Raw genomic sequence first — 24,533 nt, 5'->3', positions numbered from 1 at the left:
ACGCCGAGGTGGACGGAGTGCGCCGCCCCGCGGTCCTCACGTACGGGGACCGGAGGCGTCGGGGCCGGCGAAATACGCCGAGGGGGTCGTGCCCAGCGCCCGGCGGAACATCGCCGTGAAGGCGCTCGGTGTCGCATATCCGAGACCGAGCGCGACCGCCGTGACCGGTGTGTTCCGGGCGAGCAGGGTGACCGCGTGAATGATCCTGGCCTGCTGCACCCAACGGGCCAGGCTCAGCCCGGTCGCGGCGGCGAACCTGCGCTGCAGGCTACGCCGGCTCATATGCGCATGGGCGGCGGCGTCCTGCGTCGACCACGGCAGGCCCGGGTGCGCGCGGATCGCCTCGCAGAGCCCGGCCAGCTCCGGATCGGCCGGAGCCGGCAGGTGCAGTGCCGGGACGGGCCGCGGTGCGAGCTGGAGCAGCAGCAGTTCCATGACCTTGCCGTCCCGGCCCGCTCGCTCGTACTCCACGGGCAGCCGCGTCGCCTCGTCGATGAGTTCCCGCAGCAGCGGGGAGACGGAGACGACGGTCGGGTCCGCGGGCAGCTGCCAGTCCGGCTGCGCCTCGATGTACAGGGTGCGCATGGCGACCGCTCCCGCGCAGGTCATCGCATGGGTGAGGCCCGGCGGAACCCAGACGCCGCGGGTGGCGGGAACCACCCACACTCCATGGCCGGTGGCGACGGTGATGGCGCCGGTCGTGCCGTAGATCAGCTGGGCCCGCGGGTGTTCGTGCGGCGGGATGTGATGGCCGTCGGGCAGGTCGCGGGCCATCGCCGCGACGGGCCTGGGCACGTCCTGGTAGTCGTCACGAAGTTCACTCTTGCCGTACATTGGCGCACTCTCGACAGGTATTGGCGCAACAACGAAAGTATGCCAGTACGGGGTCGGCCTAGCGTCGGGTCATGTGATCGAAACAGACCTCGCCCCCGACCCGGAACGCGCCACCGGTCGGCGTCTGACCGCGCTGCTCGCCGCCACCAGTGCCGTCACCGCAGCGAACGTCTACCTCAGCCAGCCGTTGACGGGGGCCGCCGCCGCCTCGTTCGGGGTCGCGCCCGACGCGCTCGGGGCCGTGCCCACCGCCACGCAGCTGGGCTATGCGACGGGCATTCTGCTGCTCGTCCCCGCAGGTGACAGCCATGACCGGCGTCGGCTCATCCTGGGCCTCGGTGCCGCCTCGGCGTTGGCCCTGGCCGCCTGTGCGCTGTCCCCCTCGGTGGCGTGGCTGATCGTGTCGAGCTTCGCCGTCGGGCTCCTGTCCCCGGTCCCCCAGCTGGTCACACCGCTCGCCGTCGCACTCGCGGACCGCGGGGCTCCGGGCGTCGGCCGGGGACGGATCGTCGGCATCGTGCAGGCCGGTCTGCTGACCGGGGTGCTCGCCTCCCGTGCCTACGCCGGAGCCGTGGGCGACCTGCTCGGGTGGCGGGCCGTGTACGCCTGCTCGTGCGTGCTGACGCTGCTCCTGATGCTGGTGCTGCGACGTGCGCTGCCGCATGTCCCGTCCGGCAGCCGCAGCGGACAGGCGGCCGGCGGCGCAGGCTACCGGGCCACGCTCCTCTCGTTGCCGCGGCTCTTCGCCTCGCAGCCCCTGATCCGCAGGATCACCCTCTCCGGCGCCCTGGTCGGGGTCGCGTTCGGTGCGTTCTGGACCGCGCTGACATTCCTGCTGGAGAAGGAGTACGGCTTCGGGCCGACCGGGATCGGGCTCTTCGGACTCGTGGCGGCGGCCAGTGCTCTGGCCTCGCCCCATGCGGGGAGACTGGCCGAGCGGTTCGGCCACCGGGGCGCCCTGGCCGCGCTGATCGGCCTGGTCGTCGTCGGATGGCTGCTGCTCCTGCCCGGGGGCGGCGGACTCGGCTGGATCGTCGCGGGGGTGGTCGTGCTGGACGTGGGGGTCTGGGGGAGCCAGGCCGCCAGCCAGACGGCTCTGTTCGCGCTCGACCCCGCCGTCCACAGTCGGCTCAACACCTTGTACTTCACGTTCCGCTTTCTGGGTATCGCCCTGGGGTCGCTGGCCGGAACGCTTGCCTGGGCGGACAGCGGCTGGTCCGCGGTGGCACTCGTCGGAGTGATCACGACTGCGGCCGGACTGATCGTCGCCGTGCTGCCGGTGGGCCGGCGGTCCGGGCGGTGAGTCCGGCGACGCCCCATCTTTGGTCCGACCATATGTGATGTGTGACATAGTGGAGGATCAGGCGGCAGAGGCGACGGCAACCGGACGATTCCGGCCGAGGCAGGGGGTGGCGGGATGCCCGTCGAGTGGCAACCCGTACGGCAGTCACGTACGCATGAACTCGTGCTCCAGAGCATCGAGGAGCGGGTGTTCGCGGGTGACCTCAGGGCCGGGGACCGGCTGCCGCCCGAGCGTGAGCTGGCACCGGTTCTCGGTGTCAGCCGGTCGGCGCTGCGTGAGGCGCTGAGAGTGCTGGAGACCATCGGTGTGCTCGTGGCCCAGCCGGGCCGGGGGCCGGATGCCGGGGCGCGCATCGTGCGCAATCCGGACGATGCCCTCGGCCGACTGCTGCGTCTGCACTTCGCGCTCGGCAGCTACAGCCTTGAGGACGTACTGGAAGCGCGCGTCGTGCTGGAGAGGTCCAGCTTCGAGGCGGCCGCACGGCATGCCTCGGCGGAGGACTTCGACGAGGCGGAGGCCCTTGTCGTACGGATGGGGGAGCCGGATGTGGGTGTACCCGAGTTCAACGACCTGGACACCCGCTTCCATGTGCACATCGCCCGGAGCTCCGGCAATGAACTGACCTCCACGCTCACCTCCGCCGTACGGGAGTCGGTGCGTCCGCTGATTCTGCGTGCTCTGGAGGAGGCCGAGGACTGGCCGGCCACGGCCGCCGCACTCAACGCGGAACACGCGGAGCTCCTGCGGCTGGTCCGCGCGGGGAAGGGCGCGAGCGCCGCCGACCTGGTGGAGCGGCACATCCGCAGCCTCCACGGCACCCTGGTCGACGAGAACTCCGACCGGCGGTAGGGGATCCCGGCTGCGGGCGCGTGTATGCGAGTCCGGTCGGGCGGGAATCGGATGTGTGATTGTCAGGTGCATGACTTTCCCTGAGTGCCGCCCAGGCGCGTCGCGTCCTTCACGTTCCGGACCGAGGCTAGTATGGTCGGACCATAAAAATCTGAAGAAACGATCGGAGAGACCTCATGCGCATCGGACTCTTCGCCACCTGTCTGGGAGACACGCTCTTCCCTGAGGCGGTGAAATCGACCGCGGTCCTGCTCGCCCGCCTGGGCCATGACGTGGTGTTCCCGCCGGGGCAGACCTGCTGCGGCCAGATGCACATCAACACCGGCTACCAGCGCGAACCCGTGCCCCTGGTACGCAACTTCGCCGAGCAGTTCGGCGACGCGTCGATCGACGCCGTCGTCATGCCGTCCGGGTCGTGCGCGGGCTCGGTCCGTCATCAGCACGAGATCGTCGCCGAGCGGTACGGCGACGCGGCGCTGCGCGCGGGGGTCGCCACCGTCAAGGCCAAGACGTACGAGCTGTCGGAGCTCCTCGTCGACGTCCTGGACGTCACCGAGGTCGGCGCGTACTTCCCGCACCGTGTGACATACCACCCCACCTGTCACTCCCTGCGCATGCTCCGGGTCGGCGAGAAGCCGCTGAAGCTGCTCCGTGCCGTCGACTCCATCGACCTCGTCGAGCTTCCCGAGGCCGACGCCTGCTGCGGCTTCGGCGGCACCTTCGCCGTCAAGAACGCCGAGACGTCGACGGCGATGCTCCAGGACAAGATGCGCAACATCGCCACCACCGGGGCCGACGTCTGCACCGCCGGCGACTCCTCCTGCCTGATGCACATCGGCGGCGGACTCTCCCGCATCGCCTCGGGCACCCGCACCCTGCACCTCGCGCAGATCCTCTCTTCCACCCGCACCTCGCCGTACGTCCCGACGGAGGCCGTCCGATGAGCAGCACCTTCCTCGGCATGCCCGCCACCCCGCCCCGTTCCCCGTACGGGACCGGCAACCTGCGCGGTGACCGGAACTTCCCCGAGGCCGCCCACGACGAGCTCCGCAACGAGCAATTGCGCCGCAATCTCGGCCGGGCCACCCACACGATCCGCGCCAAACGCCTGAACGTCACCGGGGAACTGCCCGACTGGGAGGAGCTGCGCGACGCCGGGTCGGCCATCAAGACCGACACCATGAACCGCCTCCCCGAACTGCTGGAACAACTGGAGCGGAAGGTCACCGAGCGCGGCGGAACCGTCCACTGGGCGCGCGACGGGGTCGAGGCCAACGAGATCGTGACCCGGCTGGTCAAGGCGACGGGCAGCAGCGACGTCATCAAGGTCAAGTCGATGGCCACCCAGGAGATCGGCCTCAACGAGCACCTCGAATCGGCCGGCATCACCCCGTACGAGACGGACCTCGCCGAACTGATCGTCCAGCTCGCGCACGACAAGCCCTCGCACATCCTGGTGCCCGCGATCCACCGCAACCGCGACGAGATCCGGCAGATCTTCCTCAAGGAGATCCCGGGCGTGGACCCGGGCCTCGACAACGTACCCGCGCATCTCGCCGCCGCGGCCCGCGCCTATCTGCGCGAGAAGTTCATGACGACGAAGGTGGCCGTCTCCGGGGCCAACTTCGGTATCGCCGAGACCGGCACCCTGGCCGTCGTCGAGTCCGAGGGCAACGGCCGCATGTGCCTGACCCTGCCCGACACCCTGATCACCGTCATGGGCATCGAGAAGGTGCTGCCGCGCTATCAGGACCTGGAAATCTTCCTGCAGTTGCTGCCGCGCTCCTCCACCGGCGAGCGGATGAACCCGTACACCTCGATGTGGACCGGGGTGACGCCCGGCGACGGACCGCAGGACTTCCATCTGGTGCTGCTCGACAACGGACGTACCGCGGCGCTCGCCGACCGGATCGGCCGCCAGGCGCTCAACTGCATCCGCTGCTCGGCCTGCCTCAATGTCTGCCCGGTGTACGAACGGGCCGGCGGCCATGCGTACGGATCGACATACCCCGGACCGATCGGCGCGGTCCTCACTCCGCAGCTCGCCGGGATGCACGCGGCCAAGGACGACCCCAACAGCTCGCTGCCGTACGCCTCCAGCCTCTGCGGCGCATGCTTCGACGCCTGCCCGGTCAAGATCGACATTCCGTCCCTGCTGGTCGAACTGCGCCACCAGCACACCGAGCAGACCGGTCTGACGGCGGAGAAGCTGGCCATGAAGGCCGCGGCCACCGTCATGAAGAAGCCGAAGCTGTTCACCGCCGCGCAGAAGGGGGCGGTGATCGGCCGGATCGCCGCCGGGCGGGACGGGAAGATCTCGCATCTGCCGCCGCCGTTCAACGGCTGGAGCGACAGCCGCGACACCGCCGCGCCGCCGAAGCAGCCCTTCCGCGCGTGGCTGGCATCGGACGAGGGAGCCGCGACCATGCGGCGGGCCGCCGCCGACACGTACGAGAAGAACCGGAAGAAGAAGGAGGAGGGGGAGAAGTGACGACCGCTCGTGAAACGGTGCTCGGCAGGATCAAGGACGCCCTGGCCCTCGCCCCCGCACCGGACACCACCGTCCCGCGCGCCTACCGCACCGGCCGCACCCTCCCCGACGACGAACTCCTGGCCCTGTTCACCGACCGGCTCGTCGACTACAAGGCGCACGTGCACACCTGCACCGCAGACAGTACGGCCGCGACCGTCGCCCAGGTGCTGCGGGAACGCGGAGCCCGGCGGATCGGTGTGCCGGCCGGACTCGACCCGGCGTGGCTCGGCGCGTACGACGGAGAGGTCCAGCAGGACGGCGCCGACATCCCGCCGCCCCGGCTCGACGCGCTGGACGGCGTCGTCACCGCCTCGGCCGTCAGCTGCGCCGAGACCGGCACGATCTTCCTGGACGGCTCGCCCGACCAGGGGCGCAGGGCGCTCTCCCTCGTCCCCGATCTGCATGTGTGTGTCGTCGATCTGTCGACGGTCGAGGCCGGGGTACCGGAGGCGGTGGCCCGGCTGGTGCCGGAGCGGCCGACCACACTGATCAGCGGCCCCTCCGCCACCTCCGACATCGAGCTGGAACGGGTGGAGGGCGTGCACGGTCCGCGCACGCTGGCCGTCGTGATCCGGACGGACGTGTAGGGGGCGGGGTTGCGGGGCCTCCCGACCGCGCAACCCCGGTGCTCACCCGTGCGTGACCGTCATCGGCGCGAAGCCGATACGTGTCGTCGTCGCGTCCCGCGCCCAGCGGACCTCCACGGTGTCCCCGTCCACCTCCACCCCGCTCACCACCGCGTCGAGCGGCGCCGCGCCGGGCTCCGCGGTCAACGAGGCGAGCGCCACCAGCACCACCGTGCCCTCCGCGGCCGCGGAGAGCCGGGGCACCTCCGCCCAGCGCGTGTACGCGGTGCCCTGCGGGGCCCGTATCCCGTCCCGCGACTCCCAGCCGTGCAGGCCGTGCAGCGCGGAGGTCAGCGTGTCGTCCCGGCCGGTCGCCCAGCCCGTCTGCTCCACCCGGGCGCCGGGCGGCGCGCCGAGCACCCGGTGCACCCGCAACTCGTACCGGCCACGCACCACGGTGACGCTCTCCACCCGCATCCCCGGCACCAGCGGGGAACCGGACGTGAACACCGGGCGGTGCCAGGACGCGGCCCACCCCCAGCCGTCACCGCTCCCGGCGCCCAGCGGACGGATGACGCGGCGACCGCTGCGCACCCCGGCGACGACCACGGCCAGATGGTTGTCCGCCGCGTTGGCCGCCGAGGTGGGGCCGGTCACCGTGGAGTACGACTGACGGCTGTACAGCGGATCGTCCGCGACCCCCGACTCGCCCTCGTGCGGGCGCACATGGTCGCTGCCGTGGTTGTGCAGCCGTACGATCCCGTCCGCCCGGGTGGACTGGACGAGCAGTCCGGGCGCGGGCAGCGCGAGCACCCGGTCGGGGCCCTCGCTCGGGGCGGGTTCCTCGGTCGCGGCCCACAGCGGATGGCCGTCCGGGGCGAGCAGCGAGACGAAGGCCTTGGACGCCCAGTACGGGGACGCGGGGGCCGAGTAGTACTGCAGAGTCGCCTCGTGCGGGCCGTGCCAGCCCAGACTCAGCAGCCCGTCCGTGCCCGTCGCACCGCGGTCCAGGAAGTAGCGCAGCGATCCGTTGATCACCCGGCGCGAGACGCCGGGCGCGAGCGGGGTGTGCCCGGTGACAGCTCCGAGCGCCACCGACGAGGCGGCGGCGAAACGGTAGGTCAGGGACCGGCCGAAGTGGATCGGCGCACCGTCGCCGCCGAACAGCAGGGAGTAGCTCTCCAGGTGCTCGCGCAGCCGGGCGCCGTAGTGCGCGGACAGCTCGGCGTCGTCCGACAGATGCGCGTCCAGCACGGGATAGAGGTGCAGCGCCCAGCCGTTGTAGTGGTCGAAGGCGCGGCCGTCGCCGTCCGCGTACCAGCCGTCTCCGCGGTACCACCCCTCCAGCAGACCGAGTGCGCGCTCCTTCGCCCGCGCGGTCTCCGCGTCGCCCCGGCCCACGGACTCCAGGAACGCGGCCACGGAGTAGGGGAACAGGTACCAGTTGTTGGGGGAGGGGACGTGCCGCAGCGCGCCGCGCAGCCACTCCTCGGCGCGGTCCCGCACCCCGGACTCCAGGCGGTCCCAGAGCCACGGCCGGGTGAGCCGGAGTCCGATGGCGACCGACGCGGATTCGACCATGGGCTGGCCGAAGACCGTGTGGTCGCGGATCAGCGGCCACGACTCGGCGTCGTCCCGGCCGGGGGTGAGGGTGCCGGCCGCGAGCCCGTCCGCGTACCGGTCGAGCCAGCCGTGCGGGTCCTTGCCGTCCGCGCCCGCCACCCGGAAGGCGGCGGCGAGGAACGTGCGCGCGTACCCCTCCAGACCGTCGGAGCGCACACCGGACGCGGATGGCCTGCCCGGCAGGTCCAGCAGCGCGCCGCCCGGAGTGGCCCATGTCCAGGCGGCCTTGAGCAGCCCGTCGGCCGCGGCCTCCCAGTGCGCACGGGTGTAGCCGGTGTGCGGGCTCAACACCCGCTCTTCGGCGGGGAGTTCGAGGGGTGAACCCAGGTGGGGTGCGGTCATGCGAGGAATGCCAGCCTTTCGCGTCGTACGGGATGGGCGAAACCGTCGCCCGCGGCCCAGCGGCCGGCCTCGCCGACCGCCAGATCGACCAGGCGCCGCCACTCATTGCCCTGGGAGCCCGCGAGATGCGGGGTGATCAATGCGTTGTCGCACTCCCAGAGAGCGTGTGCGGCGGGCAGGGTGTCGGGCTCCGTGACGTCGAGGATCGCCCGGATCCGGTTCTGCCGGAGTACGTCGGTGAGCGCGTCCTGGTCGATGACGGCGCCCCGCGCGGTGTTGACGAGCACGCTGTCCGGACGCATCGAGGTGAGCAGTTCACGGCTGACGAGACCGCGAGTGGCCGGCAGCAGCGGGGTGTGGACGCTCACCACGTCGCTGTGTGCGAACAGTTCACCGAGGCCGACGGACCGGGCGCCGAGCGCGGCGGCCTCCGCCTCGGTGACGTACGGGTCGTGGAGCAGCACCGGCAGGTCGTACGGCCGCAGCAGTTCGATGACGCGCCGGCCGATCAGCGAGGCGGACAGGATCCCGACAGTGCGGCCGTAGTTGCCGACCTCGGTCGAGGTGGCGAGCCAGTTGTCGCGGCGGCGTTCCGTCCGGTAGTCGCGCGCCCGCTCCAGGGCCCGCTTGCCGGAGAGAAGGATCATCGCGACGGTGTACTCCGCCACCGGCAGGGCGTTGGCGGCGGCTGCCGACGACACCTCGATGCCGCGTTCCCAGCAGGCCTCGGTGATGTGGCCGCGGATGGAGCCCGCGGTGTGGACGACGGCGCGCAGGCGCGGTGCGGCGGCCAGGGCGGCCGCGTCGAGCGGCGGACAGCCCCAGCCGGTGACCAGGACCTCCGCGTCCGCCAGTAAGGCGCGGGCCCGGTCGGTGGTGAAGTCGTCGAGTACGGGCAGGGGAGCGAGGTCGTACACCTCGCCGAGTGAGGCCAGGGACCGGGCGTCGAGGAGCGCGGCCGCGGCGTCCGGCTTCATGGCGAGGGCCGCGCGCGGCCGATTCCGGGTGACGCGTACGTCGGGGGCGGTGCTGGACATCTCTCTCCTGGTACGGGGTGGAGGTGGTGGCCCGGCTGCCTGACGGCGCTCGCCGTGGGCCCGCGGTGTCGTGGGTGCGGTTGAACGCGACCACAGACGCCTGGCTGCCGCGCAGGGCGGACCAGGCGGTGATGTGTGCGGCCCGCTTCGAGTTCCTGCTGTCCTGCTGCTCTTTCTGTTCCTGCCGGCCGTTCTGCCGGTGCTGCCCGACCCTGTTGTCGATCTGCCGCTGCCGCTGCCGCTGCCGCAGGCGCACGCGCTGAGCGCGCCTGTCATCGGCAGGGTGGCGATCGTGGCGAGCGCGGATCGACGGCTCCGTCGGCCGGGCATGTGCGCCTCCCGCGGCTTCTGATCCGGGTCACGGGAAATCCTGATCGGCTGATCGGTACTGGTCAATAGATCGCTCAGAAGAAAATCAAAGCGGTCAAACGATCATTTCATGGTGGGGACCCGTTCCCGCGCGGATCCGCGCACCTTGAGCGTGGGCAGCAGCTCCGTCCGGCGCACCGGACCGCCCGCGCCGGCAGCCCCGGACAGCCGGCGGAGCAGCAACTCGGCGGCGGCCCGCCCGATCTCCGCCTTCGGCGGCGCCACCGCCGTCAGCGGTGTGCTGCCGAGGGCCGCGACCACGTCGTCGTAAGCCACCACCGAGCAGTCGCGCGGCACCTCGACACCGCTCTCCGCCAGCCGCTGCACCAGCATCAGCGCGTCCACGTCGCCGTGCAGCACGGCCGCCGTGGCACCCCGTTCCCTCAGCAGGGCGGCGAGGTCGAGAGGCGCGCGGGCGCCGGCTGCGGCGACGGGCGGAGCATCGGCTCCCGCGGCGGTGACTGCTCCCGCAGCAGGAGATTCGGGGCCGGGGCCGGGCACCGCCTCCGGAGAACTGAGCACCACCGACCAGTCCTCCACCTCCGCACGGGCCGCGGCGATCCCGGCGAAGGCGGCGCGGATGGTGCGCGCGGTCGGGCTGTCGTCGCGGGCGGCCAGCACGATACGCCGATGCCCCAGTGACACCAGGTGCTCCACGGCCAGATACGTCCCGTACCAGTGATCCGAGCAGACCGAATCCAGAGCGTGCAGCGCGCTGCCCGGCCGGGGCCGGCGCTCCATCAGCACGGTCGGCACCCCCACGTCCGCGAGCCAGCCGTACTCCAGCTCCTCCGAGCGCGCGTTGCGCCAGCGCGGCGCGATCAGCAACCCCCGCGCGCCGTCCGCCAGTGCCCGCTCCACCAGCGGACGTTCGGTGCCGGCCGACTGGTGCGCGATGTGCAGCGCGATCCGCATCCCGGACTCCTCCAGGACGGTCCGGGCGCCGTGCAGGGTCTCGTACAGGTACGAATGCCGATCGGGGACGACCAGGGCGATCGCGCCGCCGTCCCCGGCGGACCCGTCACCCCGCGGTGCCGGCGCCGCGGCGGGCGGCCGCGCCTCTCCCGCCGGCCGGGCCACGCCGTGTCCGCGCCGCAGCCGTCCCGCCCGGGCCAGTTCCTCGACGTCCCGCCGGACCGTGACCACCGAGACGTCCAGCTCGGCCGCGAGCACGCTGACCTTGACGGCGCCGCGCGACTCCACCACCGACAGGATTCGCTGCCGCCTGAGTTCAACCGGCTCCCGCATCGCTGTTTGGCCCCCTCGCCGTACCGCCGCGCGTTGTTCGTTTGAACGCTTCCTGTGAGCGTTTGGGTCGCAGCATAGCCATCGCACCTCTGCCGCACCTACGGGTGGACCGCCCCGTACGCCCCACCGATCCGAGGAAGCACCCGGGCCGGCCTTGCGTGCGCGAGGGGCGCGACCGTCCTCGGCGGACTCCGACTGCTGCCGCGCTGAGCGCACACGGCGTTCCGCATCACCGCACACACGTCTCAGCCCTCCCTGGGCACTCGCTGCGACCCGGGAGGGCTGAGGACGACGGGCGGGCGGGGACGGGTCAGATGATGCCTTCCTCGATCTCCGCCTGCTCGCGGGCGTTCCCGTACGCCGACGGCGTGCTGTACGAACGGCGCGCGACGAACCACCACACGGTGGCCAGGGCCAGCACCGCGACCAGCGCGATCGACGCGTAGTTCATCGAGTCGACCGTCACCGGCGACGACTGCGGAAGCAGGAACAGTACGGTCACGATGGCGACCCACACCACGGCGATCCAGCCGATCGGCTTGCTCCAGCGGCCCAGATGCCACGGCCCGCGCTCGAACCGGTCACCGGAGCGCAGCTTCAGGAAGATCGGGATGGCGTAGGCGGGCGTGATGCCGATGACGTTGATCGCGGTCACCGCGCCGTACGCGGTGGCGGAGTACAGCGACGGCAGTGCCAGCACGCCGGCGACGACGACCGACAGCCACACCGCGTTGACGGGGGTCTGGGTGCGGGCACTCACCTTGTGCCACAGTGCCGAACCCGGCAGCGCGTTGTCGCGGCTGAACGCGAACACCATCCGGCTGGCGGCGGCGACCTCGGCGTTGCCGCAGAACAGCTGCGCCGCGATCACGATCAGGAGCATGGCCGTGGCCCCGGACGTGCCGAGCGCATCGATCAGGATCTGCGCCGGGGGCACCCCGGTGGCACTGTTCTGGGTGCCCGCGTAGTCCTGGATCGCGAAGGTCAGTCCGGCGAGCAGGACGAAACCGGCGACCCAGGAGACCCAGATCGCGCGGACGATGCCCTTGGCGGCCGTCACCGAGGCGTTGGACGTCTCCTCCGAGAGATGGGCGGAGGCGTCGTAGCCGCAGAAGGTGTACTGGGCGAGGAGCAGGCCGATCGCCGCCACGTACAACGGGTTGTGCCAGCCGGTGTCGTTGACGAACTCGGTGAAGACGAACGACGGCGACTGGTGGTGCGAGGGCACGATGGCCAGCACGGCGACGATCACCGCGACACCGCCGAGATGCCACCACACACTGATGGAGTTGAGCACGCTGACGAGACGGACACCGAACAGGTTCAGCACGGCATGCAGCAGCAGGATGCAGACGAAGATGATCATTGTCTTGCCCGGTGTGGGGGTGAATCCCCACTGCAGGTTCATCAGCGCACCGGTGAACAGCGCGGCACCGTAGTCGATACCGGCGATCGCGCCGAGCAGCCCGAGTAGATTCAGCCACCCGGTGTACCAGCCCCACTTGCGGCCGCCGAGCCGGTCGGCCATGTAGTACAGCGCCCCCGACGTCGGGTAGGCACTGGTGACCTCGGCGAGTGCCATGCCGACGCAGAGCACGAAGAGGCCGACGCCGGCCCAGCCCCAGAGCATCACCGCCGGGCCGCCGGTCGACATGCCGAAGCCGTACAGGGTCATGCAGCCGGACAGGATGGAGATGACGGAGAAGCTGATGGCGAAGTTGCCGAAGCCGCCCATGCGGCGGGCGAGCACCGGCTGGTAGCCGAGTTCGCGCAGGCGCTGCTCCTCGTCCTTCGGTGGGACGGCCTCCGCACCCGACTGGGTCGGGGTGGATATGGACATGGGAAAAACCTCCATGAGCGGGTTGGGGAAGGGACGGAAAGGGATCGGTCCGGAACGGAAGAAGGCGGCCGTGCGCCGGCTCGGTGTCCCGGCTCAGCCGTGCGGCCCCCGCCCGGGGCCGGGGGACACGGTGAGGCAGCGGCTCCGGGCGCGCAGGAACACTTCCTCGGCGCCTCCCGGGCTCTTGGGATCACGCGTGCGGTACAGCCAGGGAACCGAGGTGAAATAGGGGCCGAGTTCCCGGAACACCGGTGCTGCGTCGGCGAATTGGAGAGCCCCCCACAGGGCGTGGGCCAGATGGTTCAGGTCGGGCAGGGAATGCGAGACCGGCGCCGTGCGGCGGAACCAGAGCTCCAGTGCCCGTGCCGCGTCCCGTTCGGCGTCCTCGGTGACCCAGTGGAGATCCAGGGCCTTCTCGTGACCGCGCTCGCGGCGGTACCGCTCGACCCGCACATACAGGGGCAGTACATGCAGTGCGGAGCCGTCGGGAGCCGAGGAGGACGCCCACTGGACGAAGTTGAACGCTTCGGAGAGACTTCCGCCGCCCTTGCGCGCGTACACGAACTGGAGCATTCGGTGGTAGGCCTCGCGATTGCACGGATCGCGCTTGTCGGCCTCCGCCAGCAGCCCCCACGGGCCGGGGAACAGCATCGGCCCCGGCGGATGGAGCCGGTGCTCCTCCAACTGCTGGTGTTCGTCCAGCTGGGACAGGGCCAGCAGGCACACCCAGGGCACCGGGTCCGCGGGCGAGGTGTGTGCGGCCGTCCGGCAGGCTCCCCACGCCTCCTGCCACAGCTCCTGCGCGCGGTGGTGGCCCTCGCGGTGGGCCCGCACGGCCCGCTCGACGACGACCCGCGCGTTCATCACGGCGGCGGCGACGCTTCGGGGCTCCTCGGCCTGCCAGGCCTGCACCGCGTCCGAACCGGCGGCGACCGCGCCGAGAACCTGTGTGCGCTGGGTCCAGAGGGTCCAGTCCGGCGTACTCTCCAGCAGGTTCCGCATGGACATCCAGCGTCCGGTGCGCAAATCCTGTAACGCGACACGCAATTCATTGTCATGGCCGGCCGGGTGGTAGACCGGCCGGAAATCACTGTTGGCCATGGAATCGCCCTGCCCCCGTGCGACGGGACGACATGCGGCGGGACGGCATGCGACGGTTGGGGAATCTCCTCAGCACGTCACGCAACCCGGCGGTGGCATGGAACCCGTACGGAATCGGAAGGCCCGGGAGTCGAAGTCTCGGCGCTCGGGGCGGGGTGTCGGTCTCATCAATCCTCAAGGACGTGGGGGGTGAAGCAGCTGTTGAAAAACGAACTGCTCGAAAGCGTCCGGTTGTTGCTCGGCGGTGAGTGTAAGGCCAGTTGCGCCGAACGCCGGACCGATTCGCGGATCTTACTCAAGTCGACGCACACGAAGGGACGTTGACCGGCGTCCGGTCGTTCCGCACGCGCACCCGGTCGGCCCTTGACGTACGCGGTGGTCTGCACCAGTCTGGGCGGCACAGATCGATGATCACGATTCCGTTCAAGCCGCAGAGCTTCCGTACAGCTGGAGTGTCGATGACAGGCCCGGTACTCGCTGTGGACCAGGGCACGTCGGGAACCAAGGCGCTGGTGATCTGCCCCGAGCGCGGCGTGATCGGCTCCGGTTCGGCGCCGGTGCGGCCGCGGCACGGCGCCGGGGGAGCGGTCGAGGTCGATCCCGCAGAACTGCTCGGCTCGGTCGTCGACGCCGGACGCCGGGCCTTGCACGAAGCGGGCGAACCGGTGGTCGCCGTCGGCCTCGCCAACCAGGGCGAGACGGTGCTCGCCTGGGATCCGGACACCGGGCGGCCGCTCACCGACGCGATCGTCTGGCAGGACCGGCGTTCCGCTTCGATCTGTGCCGAACTCTCCTCACACGGCGAAGAGTTGACGCGGCTCACCGGGCTTCCGCTCGATCCGTACTTCGCCGCGCCCAAGATGGCCTGGATCCGCCGGGAGCTGACCCGTGAGGGCACCGTCACCACCAGCGACTCCTGGCTCGTCCACCAGCTGACCGGTGCGTTCGTGACGGACGCGGCGACCGCGGGACGCACCCAGCTGCTCGACCTCGACCGGGTCCGCTGGTCACCCGAGGCCCTGGACGTCTTCGGCCTCGGCGACGAACGCCTCCCGGCCGTCGTCGACTCCGACGGGACGGTCGGTACGACGAGCGCCTTCGGCGGTGAACTCCCGCTGACCGGACTCCTCGTCGACCAGCAGGCCGCCCTCCTCGCCCAGAACGCCCTGGACCCGGGCAACGCCAAGTGCACCTACGGAACCGGGGCGTTCCTGCTCACCCAGACCGGGCCCGCGCCGCGCCGCGGTTCCACCGGGCTCGTCAGCTGTGTCGCCTGGCGGCTCGGCGGCCGTACGAGCTACTGCCTCGACGGACAGGTCTACACCGCAGCCTCCGCCGTCGACTGGCTCGCCGGCCTGGGGGTGATCTCCGACGCGGCCGACCTCGACCCGGTCGGCGCCGGCGTCGCGGACTCCGGTGGCGTCACGTTCGTCCCCGCACTCGCCGGGCTGGCCGCTCCCTGGTGGCGCGGCGACCTGCGCGGATCGGTGACCGGTCTCGGCCTCGACACCACCGCAGGCCACCTGGTGCGCGCCCTGTGCGAAGGCATCGCCGCACAGGTCGTCGAACTCTGCGAAGCGGTCGCGACCGATCTCGGATCCCCCTTGACCTCGCTCCGTGTCGACGGCGGCCTGACGCGCTCCGCCCTGCTCATGCAGACCCAGGCCGATCTGCTGCAACGCCCCGTCGAGGTGTCCGCACTGCCCGATGTCACTGCGCTCGGCATCGGTGCCGTCGCCCGCCTCGGCCTCGACCCGCGGCTCCCGCTCCGGCAGGCCGTACCCGAATGGAAGCCCGCCGCCGTGTACGAGCCCCGGATCGGAGCCGACGAGGCGGCCGAACGCCTCGCCGGATTCCGTGCGGCCGTGCAGACCCTGCTGGAACATGCCTGACGCGTACGAGAGCCACCCCCTGAACCGCACGATCACCACCGCCGGAGCACCGGCGGCCGGTCCCGGGGCCCCGGTCTACGACGTGACCGTCGTCGGCGCCGCCGGGTCGATCCGCACGGCACGGCCGTGCGGATCGCGGTGCGCTGACCGACCGTACGTCAGGGAATCAGCAGCCAGTCGGATCCGATCGCCGCCAGCAGGCCGATCCCCAGCAGCCAACTGCCCAGCCGGGTCCGGCCGTTCCTGCTGAGTTCGATCACGATCCCGCACAGGATCAGCGCGAGCCCGTACACCCCGACCACCAGCACGGACGACCGGCTGGCGATCCGCAGTGCGAGGACCACCGCCATCGCCGCCATGCCGACCGACGAGAGCACGATGCGCAGCCGTCTCGCCTGACGTGGCGTCAGCCGCCGCTCGTCGGGCTCGGGTGCCGTCTGCGCATCGGCCCCGGAGGCGCTCTCCGGAGAGGCTTCGGTGTCGCTCCCCGACTCCGAGGCCGCCTCGGAGGCCTTCTCGGAAACGGCCTCGGAAGCCGTTCCGGAAGCCTCTATCGGAAGGTCCACGGCCTGGTCCTGGTCAGAAGTGCTCATGACGCCGGATCGTAATGGCTGCGGGCGCCCCTGTTCACCGCTCCGGACGCCGGGCGGCGAAAGTGACGTAGGTTCGGTGCATGCCCGGCCACATTCTCGTCCTCGGCGGCACGACCGAAGCCCGGCAGCTCGCCGCCGAGCTGACCGGGCCCGGCGGCGGCGCCGCGACGACGCGCGTCACCACCTCGCTGGCCGGCCGGGTCGCCCGGCCCCGGATGCCCGCCGGTGCCGTGCGCATCGGCGGCTTCGGCGGCCCCGGGGGCCTCGCGGACTGGCTGCGCACCCACGGCGTGGACACCGTCGTCGACGCCACCCACCCGTTCGCCGCCACCATCAGCGCCCACGCCGCCGAGGCCGCGAAGGCCACCGGCACCCCGCTGTTCGCGCTGCGCCGTCCCGGCTGGACCGCGGGCCCCGGCGACCGCTGGCACCCGGTCGACGACCTCGCCCACGCCGCCGAGCGGCTGCCCGCCCTGGGCCGCCGGATCTTCCTGACCACCGGCCGCCTGGGCCTGGCCGTCTTCGCGACCGCCCCCGGCGCGGACGCGCTCCACTTCCTCGTACGGTCCGTGGAGCCCCCCGAGCCGCCACTGCCCCGCCACGCGGACGTGCTCCTCGACCGCGGCCCGTACACCGTCGAAGGGGAGACGGCGCTGCTGCGCGACCACGCCGTCGACGTCCTCGTCACCAAGGACAGCGGCGGCCCCGCCACCGCCGCGAAACTCACCGCGGCCAGGAACCTCGGTCTGCCCGTGGTCGTGGTCCGCCGCCCGCCACCGCCCGACGGCGTGCCCCTCGTGCAGGATGTGGCGTCGGTGCTCCGGCTGCTCCGTGGGAAAGGCCGGTTCAGCCGCGGCGCAGCAGATACGTGTCCATGATCCAGCCCTTGCGGGCGCGCGCCTCGGCCCGCAACTCCTCGATCCGGTCCGACACCTCGGCGAGGCGCCCGGAGACCAGGATCTCGTCCTCGGTCCCCACGTACGCGCCCCAGTAGATGTGGAGGTCCTGGTCGAGATGGCGGGTGAACGCCTGCCGGGCGTCGAGCATCACCACCACATCGTCGACCCCCTCGGGCCACCCCTCGGCCAGCCGCCGGCCCGTCGTGATCTGCACCGGGCGCGCCACCCGGTTCAGCCCCGTCCGGTGCCTGGCCAGCAGCGCGGAGACGCTGCTGATCCCCGGGACCACCTCGTGCTCGAACGCGACCGAACCCCGGTCGAGGATCTCCTCCAGGATGCCGAGCGTGGAGTCGTACAGGGCGGGATCGCCCCACACCAGGAATGCCCCGCACTCGTCCTCGCCGAGGTCCTCCGCGATGAACCGCTCGTAGAGATCCGCGCGGCGCCGACGCCAGTCGTCCACCGCGGGTGAGTAGTCCGGCGTCCTGCGGTCCCGCTCCGGATCACGCGCCTCGACGAGCCGGTACGCGGCGTTCTCCACATGCACATCGAGGATGTCCCGACGCAGCCCGGTCAGGTCGGACTTCTCCTCACCCTTGTCGAGGATGAAGAACGCGTCCGCCCGGTTCAGCGCCTTGACGGCCTGCAGGGTCAGATGGTCGGGGTCGCCCGCGCCGATGCCGATGACATAGATCTTTCTCACCGCACCGAGTCTGCCCCACGCCCCACCGCACCGGGCGCCGGGGCCGGGACCGGTCCGGCGGACCGCGGACGGGTCGCGACCCCGGTCCGCCGGGCCGGCCCTACCGGTCCCGGGGCCGCAGGCGGGGTGCCTCGGCGGCGGCGTCCACGGGGCGGTCGTCCGGCACCCGGCCGCCGGCCGCGTCCGCGCCGCGGGCCTCGCGCCGCTCCACCCGCGCCGCCAGCTCCCCGGCCCAGCCGATCAGCCCGTCGACCCCGATCCCATGGGGCCGGGCGGCTGCGAACTCCGCGAGCGCCGCCGCGCCGCGCCGCAACAGCCGGGCCCCGCCCGCGGCATTGCCCCGGGCCGCGTGCGTCAGCCCGACGGCCAGCTGCGCGAGCCCCCGCCACAACTCCCGCTCCGCCACCGGTCCCGACTTCCACGCGTCCTCGAACACCTCGTGCGCGTGGAACGGCATCCCCGCGTCCAGCAGCCGCTGCGCCTCCCGCAAGGTCTCCTCGGGGGTGCGGACCACCCCCTCGGGCTGCCGCTCCACTCCCGGCGTCCCGTACGGCAGCGGGCGTCCCAGCCCGTCACGGGGGCGCGCATTGCGCGCGCGGCCCTCCGCGTCGCGGTCCCTGCGAGTCTCGTCCACCCTCCGATTGTGCCCCGCACCTGCGGCGAACTGGCCGAACCACTGTCCGTGGACCCCCGTGCACGACTAGTGTCGACTGTCATCCGCACCACTTTGGGGAGGGTAGGGATGAAGCAGTCCCGGCCACTGTACGAGCGCGAGCCGGAACTCGCCGCCGCCGCACAAGCCGTGGACGCCCTGTGCGGCGCCCAGGCAGCCGGCGGGCTGCTGATCTTCAGCGGCGAGGCGGGCATCGGCAAGACGGCGCTGCTCGCCGAGATCAGGGCCATGGCCGCCGACCGCTGCACCGTCTGGTCCGCACGCGGCGGCGAAACGGTCACGTCCGTGCCGTTCCATGTCGTACGCCAACTGCTGCAGCCCGCCCTCGACCAGTTCCCGCCGGACGAGGTGCGTACCCTGTTCGGGCCCTGGTACGAGATCGCCGCGCCCGCACTCGGACTCGCCGAACCGAGCGGTCCGCAGCCGGATCCGCAAGGCGTCCGGGACGGCCTCGACTTCGTCGTCTCCCGGCTCGCGTCCCGGCTGAGCCACCGTCCGCTCCTGCTCGTCATCGACGACGCGCACTGGGCGGACGGCGAATCCCTCGCCTGGCTCGCCTCGTTCACCGCCCGCCTCGGCGAACTGCCCGTCCTGGTCGTCCAGGCCCACCGGCCGGAAGAACTGGCAGCGCGGCAGAAGGAGAGCGGACCGGGCAGCGCCCATCCCGCCCAGGTCCGGGTGGCGTTGCGCGCCCTCACCCCGGACGCCACCGCGGAACTGGTCCGCGCGGCGCTCGGCGAACACGCCGACGATCCGTTCTGCCGCGAGGTGTGGGCCGTCACCGGAGGCAACCCCTACGAGGCGGTCGAACTCGTCGCCAAGGTCCAGGACCGCGAACTGGTGCCGCTGGAGGAGTCGGCCGGGCTGCTGCGCGAACTCGGCGCATCGGCCCGCGGCAGCGGTCTGGTCGCCCGGCTCGAACGGCTCGGTACCAACGCCAACCGGTTCGCCTGGGCCGCGGCCGTCCTCGGCACGGACATCTCGCAGGACCTCGCCGCCACCCTTGCCGGAATGAGCCCCGCCGAGGCCGCCGACTGCACGGCACGGCTGCGCGAAGCCCGTATCGTCACCGGATTCGACCCGCTGGAGTTCGTCCACCCGCTGATCGCCACCGCGGTGTACCGCTCCATCCCGCCGGCCACCCGCACGGCCTTCCACGGCCGGGCGGCGTGGGCGATCACCCGCGCGGGGCTCGGCCCGGCAGCGGCCTCCCGCCACCTCCTCGAAGTGCACCCGGACAACGACCAGGAACTCGTCGGGCAACTCCGCGAAGCCGCCAAGCAGCACCTCGCGGTCGGCGCCCCGGAGGCCGCCCGCCGCTGCCTCGAACGCGCCCTGGAAGAACCACCGAGCCCCCGCGTGAAGGCCACCCTGTTGTACGAACTGGGCTGCGCCACACTGCTCAGCTCGCCCGCCACCACCGTCCAGCACCTGCGCGACGCCCTCGACATGCCCGGACTCTCCGGCGACCAGCGCGTCGACGCCACCTACCGGCTCGCAGCCGCGCACTCCCACAACAACCAGCTGAAGGAAGCGGCACGTGCCCTCGCCGCCGAGGCCGCGCGCACCGCCCCGGGCCCCGGCCTGATGCGGCTCCAGGCCGCCCACTTCCTCTGGGAGGGCATGCAGGCGTCCGAGGACGACGGACCCGCCCGTTCCGGCCGGCTCGCCCGGAACGCCGACCACCTCTCCGGCCGCGACAACGCCGAGCGCGCCCTGCTCACCATCCGCGCCTTCGACGCCATGATGCGCGGCGAGAACGCCCAGCTCATCGTCGACCTCTGCGAACGCGCCCTGGTCGACGGCCATCCCGCACGCGGGCTCGGCTGGACCGATACGGAATGGGGCTTCGAACTCCCCACCCTCGTCGGCATCACCTACGCCTTCACGGACCACGTAGACCGGGCCGAGGAACTGTTCGGCGAGGCCGTCCGCGCCTTCGAGATCTCCGGCTGGAGCGGCGCGCACCTCGCGTTCGCGCACACCCTGCTCGGGCTGGTCCACCGCCGTCGCGGCCGGCTCGCCGAGGCCGAGGGCTTCCTCCGTGAAGGGCTGCGCCTCGCCGACCGTGTCGGCAGCGGACTTCCCGTCCACTGGGACGCGGCCTGCCTCCTCATCGACACCCTGGTCGCCCGCGGCCGTGTCACCGAGGCCCGCCAGATCGCCGACCGCTACGACTTCGGCTCGCCCTACCCCAGCGCGATGGTGCTGCCCGACGCCCCGTGCGTACGTGGTCGGCTGCTGCTGGCCGAAGGCCGTATGAAGGAAGCGGCCACGGAACTCGAAGCGGCCGGTCAGGCCCTCGAACCCCGCGGCAGATACAACGGCGTACGGGCGCCCTGGGCGGGCGATCTCGCCCGTGCGCTGGCCGAGGAGGACCCGCTCCGCGCCGCCCAACTCGCCACCACGGCCCGGGTCCACGCCGAACGCTTCGGCACGGACACCGCGATCGGTGAGGCCCTGCGCTGTGTCGCCCTCTTCGCCCGCCCGGAGGATGCCACGCATCTGCTGGCCGAGTCGGTCCGCCATCTGGAGGCGTCCCCGTCCGCGTACGAACATGCCCTGGCCCTCGTCGACTACGGCATCGCCATCCGCTCCCCACGCGAACTGGCCAGGGCCCACAAACTGGCCACGGCATGCGGCGCCGAATCCCTGGCAAACCGCGCCCACCAGGCACGGGCGTCGATCCGGTCCGCAGAGTGAGGTAATGTTTGTCCTGCGCAGCCGCCCGGGAACACCGGGGGGAATCGCAGCGGGACGTGGCGCAGCTTGGTAGCGCACTTGACTGGGGGTCAAGGGGTCGCAGGTTCAAATCCTGTCGTCCCGACTTGTTTTTTCGCAGGTCGCAGGCGGTATCGGAGAAATCCGGTACCGCCTTTCCGCTTTTCCTGGGGACCAGTTGGGGACCACGGTGTCCAGCGGTGCCGTCCTGCTGCCGGCTGGACGGCGAGGGGTGTGCGGATGGGGTGGGGGTGTGCGGTGAGGGCGTGGCCGGCTTTGGTGATCCGGGCCATGTCGGGGTGGAGGTAGCGCTGGGTGGTGAGGAGGGAGCCGTGTCCGGCGATTTTGCGGAGGACGTGGACGGGGACACCGGCGCCGGCGAACCAGGTGAGTCCTGTGTGGCGGAGGCAGCGGAGGTCGTGGCGGCGCAGGTGTTCATGGCCGAGTGAGATGACCACCTCGTCCCAGTGGGCTGCGTCCCGTAGGACGGCGGTGGAGATGCGCCCGCCGCGGGGGGCCGGTGAAGAGCCGCGCGTCGGGGTCGGGGCCGACGGCGAGGATGCGTCCGGCGATCACCGGGCGGATTTCCTCGGTGAGGGTGACTTGGCGGGCGCGTGCCTGGGCCGGATCGCTCCAGGACAGGTCACTTGAGGATCTCCAGCATCCGGTTCCCGAGGACCGCGGCCGAGGCCGGGTTCTGTCCGGTCACCAGGTTGCGGTCCTCGACCATGTAGGGCTCCCAGATCGGACCACGGCTGAAGTTGACCCCGACCTTCGCTTTCACGTCGGTCTCCAGCAGCCACGGCGCCCTGGAGGCCAGCCCGACGCCTTCCTCCTCCTCGTCGGTGAAGCAGGTGATGTTGTAGTCCTTGAACGGCGACTCGCCGTGGATCCTGGTGGCCAGCATCGCGGCGGGACCGTGACAGACGATGAACAGCGGGTTGCCCGAGGCCAGCTGCTGGGTCAGCAGCCGCCCCACGTCGGCGTCCCACGCCAGGTCCGCCATCGGTCCGTGACCGCCCGGCAGGTAGACCGCGTCGTAGTCCTCCAGGCGCACGTCCGACAGCCGCAGCGGTCGACGCATCACCTCCGCGGAACGGATGATGGCCTCCAGCTCCAGGGCGCTGTCGTTTCCGCCGACCATCTCGGGGCGCAGGCTCATCATGTCGACGGTCGGCGTCACACCGTTCGGCGTCGCGACGACGACCTCGTGACCGGCGTCCGTGAGGATCTTGTACGGGTTCGCGAACTCCTCGGCCCAGTAGCCGGTCGCGTGCCGTGTGCCGTCCTTCAACACCCAGTAGGTGGCTCCGCTGACGATGAAAAGCACCTTTGCCATGGGGAAATCCCCTCTCGGACGCATGCCAGGAGCGGGTTCGGCGGGGTGCCCCACGAAACCGACCCGCCCCGCCGGTTTTCTCCCCTTCCCACGCAACCACGCTAGGCAGCTGCGCCGACCGCGCGCAACCCGGTGCTCCGTCGGCGGCCTTGGACGCGTATCGCGACGTCGGCGGTGGTGCCCTCGGCCAGGGACGCTTCCGGTCACATGTCCAGGACCACGTCGGCCGGGGGCGTCGAACAGCAGATGAGCGCGCTTCCTCCGGCGGGGGGCTCCAGGGGCTGCGGGGCGTACTCGACGTGGCCGGAGAGAAGCGCGGTCTCGCAGGTGTGACAGATTCCGGTGCGGCAGGACCAGCGCACGGGCACGTCGCACGCCTCGGCGAGTCCGAGCAGTGTCCCGTAGTCAGGGTGCCAGGGGACGATCAGCCCGCTGCGCGCGAAGGCTACGGACGGCCCCGGGCGGCCGCCGGGAGGAGTGGCCGGCTGGTGCGGTGCCCGGGCGGATCCGGTCACCACACCGGGGGTGACGGCGGACGTGGCCCCGAACACCTCGGTGCGGATCCGGGAGGACGGCAGGTCGCAGGCCTCCAGGGCTCCGGTCATGTCCCGCATGAACGCGCTCGGCCCGCAGATGTAGGCGTCGGCGTCCGGAGGCGGCTCCAGGCTGCGGATCCGCTCGGGACTGAACCGCCCACTGACCGTGTAGTCGACACCTGGGCGGTCGACGCCGGACGGACGGCTGTAGGAGACGAAAGACCGGCCTGCGGGCAGCTGGGAGAGCAGTGCGCGCACTTCGCCAGCGAACGGGTGGTTCTCGCCGTCCCGGGCCGCGTGCAGCCACCACACCGCGCGCTGCGAGCGCTCCGCGGCCAGAGCGTGCAGCATGGCCAGGACCGGGGTGGCACCGACACCGGCGGACAGCAGCAGGACCGGAGTGTCCGCGTCCGTGAGCAGGAACGTGCCGCGCGGAGCGGCGACATCGAGAACGTCACCCACCTTCACGTGCTGACGCAGGTAGGTGCTGGCGACGCCGTGTGGCTCCTGCTTGACACTGATGCGGTACGTCTCGGCGCCCGGTCGGCCGGAGAGCGAGTAGTTGCGGATGACCGGGGAGGCCTGTGGGTCCGGCCGCAGGCGGACCGTGAGGAACTGCCCCGGCAGAGCGGCCGGGAGCGGCTCACCGTCGACTGCCGCCAGAGTGAGCGAGAAGATACTCGCGCTCTCCGGCTCGATGCGGGCGACTTCGAGCCGACGGAACCCGGGCCAGGCCGGCGGCGGGCTGCTGGTGGTCAGCCCGCGGTTTCCACCCACGGCGCCGGAGCCGCGATCCGCGTCGTCGAGCAGGGCTCGCAGCGACGTCTTCCAACCGGGGCTCAACGCGGGGATGCGCAGGGCCCGTTCGAGCTGCGGTCGGGCGTGGCCGGGCAGGTAGAGCAGCGCGTCGATCTCCGCGACGGTCATCTCCTCGGGGCCCGAGGCGATCTTCACGATCTCGTCCCCGGCCCGCACCCGCCCTTCAGTCAGCACCCGCATGTAGAAGCCCGGGCGGCGATGGGACACCAGTAGGGCGGCCATCTGCGGCTCGCCGAGCCGCAACCCCACGCGGTAGCACGTCACGCGGGGTTGGGTGACCTCGAAGACCGCGCCGCCGATCTCGTAGCGGTCACCGATGCACACCTCGTCGTCGGCGAGTCCGTCCACAGTGAGGTTCTCGCCGAACTGGCCGTACGTGAAGTCGTCCCGCTTCAGGTACTCCTGCCAATGGCAATAGGAGCTCAACTGGTAGACCAGCACGGCACGTTGCTCGCCGCCGTGCCCGGCGAGGTCACCCTGCCCGTCGCCGTCCAGGTTGAGGCGGCGTGCCATTACGGGCCCGGTGACGGGGTGCTTCCAGATGCCAGTGCGGGTGGTCCTGCCGTGCCAGGGGACGTCCTTGGGCATGCCGACGTTCACGGCGATCAGAGCGGCCATGACCTGTGCTCCTCCCGCGCTCGACAGGCCGGTGTCTCCAGCGTCGTACGGTCGGCCGCCGACCGCACCCGAAGAGCTCCACGCGGCGCCGGGGC

The 24,533-nt window shown here is 71.7% G+C and carries 21 protein-coding genes and 1 tRNA gene; 10 read left to right on the top strand and 12 right to left on the bottom strand.

Going from position 1 to position 24,533, the window contains the following annotated elements; translation table 11 throughout:
- Positions 1–36: 36 nt before the first annotated feature.
- Complete coding sequence (locus tag ACFVT1_RS10025; protein ID WP_362211825.1) at positions 37–834, bottom strand: helix-turn-helix transcriptional regulator; 798 nt, start codon at positions 832–834, stop codon at positions 37–39.
- A 73-nt stretch (positions 835–907) separates the two neighbouring features.
- On the opposite strand from ACFVT1_RS10025, the gene ACFVT1_RS10020 reads away from it, so the two are divergent.
- From ACFVT1_RS10020 to ACFVT1_RS10000, 5 genes are all read left to right on the top strand, one after another.
- Positions 908–2,137 (top strand): MFS transporter, encoded by a 1,230-nt coding sequence (locus ACFVT1_RS10020; RefSeq protein ID WP_389793961.1) that lies wholly within the window; start codon positions 908–910, stop codon positions 2,135–2,137.
- Positions 2,138–2,251: 114 nt separating this feature from the next.
- A complete protein-coding gene (locus ACFVT1_RS10015) occupies positions 2,252–2,986 on the top strand; it encodes a FadR/GntR family transcriptional regulator (protein ID WP_389793959.1) in 735 nt (244 codons plus the stop codon).
- A gap of 176 nt (positions 2,987–3,162) precedes the next feature.
- Positions 3,163–3,930, top strand: coding sequence for a (Fe-S)-binding protein (locus ACFVT1_RS10010; RefSeq protein ID WP_389793957.1), 768 nt, complete (start codon positions 3,163–3,165; stop codon positions 3,928–3,930).
- Complete coding sequence (locus tag ACFVT1_RS10005; RefSeq protein ID WP_389793955.1) at positions 3,927–5,477, top strand: lactate utilization protein B; 1,551 nt, start codon at positions 3,927–3,929, stop codon at positions 5,475–5,477. Before ACFVT1_RS10010 ends, ACFVT1_RS10005 begins: the two co-directional genes overlap by 4 nt.
- On the top strand, positions 5,474–6,106 hold the full coding sequence (locus tag ACFVT1_RS10000) for a lactate utilization protein C (RefSeq protein WP_389793954.1): 633 nt from the start codon (positions 5,474–5,476) through the stop codon (positions 6,104–6,106). Before ACFVT1_RS10005 ends, ACFVT1_RS10000 begins: the two co-directional genes overlap by 4 nt.
- A 42-nt stretch (positions 6,107–6,148) precedes the next feature.
- Here the strand turns inward: ACFVT1_RS10000 and ACFVT1_RS09995 are convergent, their stop codons facing one another.
- Both ACFVT1_RS09995 and ACFVT1_RS09990 read right to left on the bottom strand, forming a co-directional pair.
- The gene (locus ACFVT1_RS09995) at positions 6,149–8,050 is read right to left on the bottom strand and encodes a DUF2264 domain-containing protein (RefSeq protein WP_389793952.1); all 1,902 of its coding nucleotides are present in this window, start codon (positions 8,048–8,050) and stop codon (positions 6,149–6,151) included.
- Complete coding sequence (locus ACFVT1_RS09990; RefSeq protein WP_389793951.1) at positions 8,047–9,087, bottom strand: hydroxyacid dehydrogenase; 1,041 nt, start codon at positions 9,085–9,087, stop codon at positions 8,047–8,049. Before ACFVT1_RS09990 ends, ACFVT1_RS09995 begins: the two co-directional genes overlap by 4 nt.
- A gap of 133 nt (positions 9,088–9,220) precedes the next feature.
- Between ACFVT1_RS09990 and ACFVT1_RS09985 the strand changes: the two genes are divergently transcribed.
- Positions 9,221–9,439: a hypothetical protein gene (locus ACFVT1_RS09985; RefSeq protein WP_389793949.1), complete on the top strand. Its 219-nt coding sequence runs from the start codon at positions 9,221–9,223 to the stop codon at positions 9,437–9,439.
- An 80-nt stretch (positions 9,440–9,519) separates the two neighbouring features.
- Here ACFVT1_RS09985 and ACFVT1_RS09980 read toward each other — a convergent pair whose 3' ends face one another.
- The 3 genes from ACFVT1_RS09980 to ACFVT1_RS09970 all read right to left on the bottom strand — a co-directional run bounded on the left by ACFVT1_RS09980 (position 9,520) and on the right by ACFVT1_RS09970 (position 13,645).
- The gene (locus tag ACFVT1_RS09980; protein WP_389793947.1) at positions 9,520–10,704 is read right to left on the bottom strand and encodes a substrate-binding domain-containing protein; all 1,185 of its coding nucleotides are present in this window, start codon (positions 10,702–10,704) and stop codon (positions 9,520–9,522) included.
- A 310-nt stretch (positions 10,705–11,014) separates the two neighbouring features.
- Positions 11,015–12,544 carry an amino acid permease gene (locus tag ACFVT1_RS09975; protein ID WP_389793945.1) on the bottom strand — a complete coding sequence of 510 codons (1,530 nt, stop codon included), beginning with the start codon at positions 12,542–12,544 and terminating at the stop codon, positions 11,015–11,017.
- 93 nt (positions 12,545–12,637) lie between these two features.
- Positions 12,638–13,645 carry a hypothetical protein gene (locus ACFVT1_RS09970; RefSeq protein ID WP_389793943.1) on the bottom strand — a complete coding sequence of 336 codons (1,008 nt, stop codon included), beginning with the start codon at positions 13,643–13,645 and terminating at the stop codon, positions 12,638–12,640.
- Positions 13,646–14,103: 458 nt separating this feature from the next.
- Between ACFVT1_RS09970 and ACFVT1_RS09965 the strand changes: the two genes are divergently transcribed.
- Positions 14,104–15,537: an FGGY family carbohydrate kinase gene (locus ACFVT1_RS09965; RefSeq protein ID WP_389793941.1), complete on the top strand. Its 1,434-nt coding sequence runs from the start codon at positions 14,104–14,106 to the stop codon at positions 15,535–15,537.
- Positions 15,538–15,695: 158 nt separating this feature from the next.
- Here ACFVT1_RS09965 and ACFVT1_RS09960 read toward each other — a convergent pair whose 3' ends face one another.
- Positions 15,696–16,130, bottom strand: coding sequence for a hypothetical protein (locus tag ACFVT1_RS09960; protein WP_389793939.1), 435 nt, complete (start codon positions 16,128–16,130; stop codon positions 15,696–15,698).
- Positions 16,131–16,210: 80 nt separating this feature from the next.
- Between ACFVT1_RS09960 and ACFVT1_RS09955 the strand changes: the two genes are divergently transcribed.
- Complete coding sequence (locus tag ACFVT1_RS09955) at positions 16,211–17,008, top strand: cobalt-precorrin-6A reductase (RefSeq protein ID WP_389793938.1); 798 nt, start codon at positions 16,211–16,213, stop codon at positions 17,006–17,008.
- On the opposite strand, the gene cobF is transcribed toward ACFVT1_RS09955, so the two are convergent.
- Together cobF and ACFVT1_RS09945 are read right to left on the bottom strand one after the other, a co-directional pair.
- Positions 16,977–17,732 (bottom strand): precorrin-6A synthase (deacetylating), encoded by a 756-nt coding sequence (gene cobF / locus ACFVT1_RS09950; protein ID WP_389793936.1) that lies wholly within the window; start codon positions 17,730–17,732, stop codon positions 16,977–16,979. The two genes, ACFVT1_RS09955 and cobF, sit on opposite strands and share 32 nt — an antisense overlap.
- Before the next feature lie 100 nt (positions 17,733–17,832).
- On the bottom strand, positions 17,833–18,366 hold the full coding sequence (locus ACFVT1_RS09945; protein ID WP_389793934.1) for a DUF309 domain-containing protein: 534 nt from the start codon (positions 18,364–18,366) through the stop codon (positions 17,833–17,835).
- A 108-nt stretch (positions 18,367–18,474) separates the two neighbouring features.
- Here ACFVT1_RS09945 and ACFVT1_RS09940 point away from each other — a divergent pair, with 108 nt between their 5' ends.
- Entirely contained in the window at positions 18,475–21,108 is a 2,634-nt protein-coding gene (locus tag ACFVT1_RS09940) for an ATP-binding protein (protein WP_389793933.1), read from the top strand.
- A gap of 50 nt (positions 21,109–21,158) precedes the next feature.
- Positions 21,159–21,232, top strand: a tRNA-Pro gene (locus ACFVT1_RS09935).
- Here ACFVT1_RS09935 and ACFVT1_RS09930 read toward each other — a convergent pair.
- The 3 genes from ACFVT1_RS09930 to ACFVT1_RS09920 all read right to left on the bottom strand — a co-directional run bounded on the left by ACFVT1_RS09930 (position 21,198) and on the right by ACFVT1_RS09920 (position 24,438).
- Positions 21,198–21,584 (bottom strand): tyrosine-type recombinase/integrase, encoded by a 387-nt coding sequence (locus ACFVT1_RS09930; RefSeq protein ID WP_389793931.1) that lies wholly within the window; start codon positions 21,582–21,584, stop codon positions 21,198–21,200. The two genes, ACFVT1_RS09935 and ACFVT1_RS09930, sit on opposite strands and share 35 nt — an antisense overlap.
- A 185-nt stretch (positions 21,585–21,769) precedes the next feature.
- Positions 21,770–22,465, bottom strand: a complete 696-nt coding sequence (locus ACFVT1_RS09925) for a type 1 glutamine amidotransferase domain-containing protein (RefSeq protein ID WP_389793929.1) — start codon at positions 22,463–22,465, stop codon at positions 21,770–21,772.
- Between the two features lie 203 nt (positions 22,466–22,668).
- On the bottom strand, positions 22,669–24,438 hold the full coding sequence (locus tag ACFVT1_RS09920) for an MOSC domain-containing protein (protein WP_389793928.1): 1,770 nt from the start codon (positions 24,436–24,438) through the stop codon (positions 22,669–22,671).
- Positions 24,439–24,533: the final 95 nt, after the last annotated feature.

It is taken from the genome of Streptomyces sp. NPDC057963 (assembly GCF_042887155.1).
Taxonomy (GTDB): Bacteria; Actinomycetota; Actinomycetes; order Streptomycetales; family Streptomycetaceae; genus Streptomyces.
The sequence above is the reverse complement of the archived record's forward strand: the minus strand, read 5'-3'. Positions and strand labels throughout refer to the sequence as shown.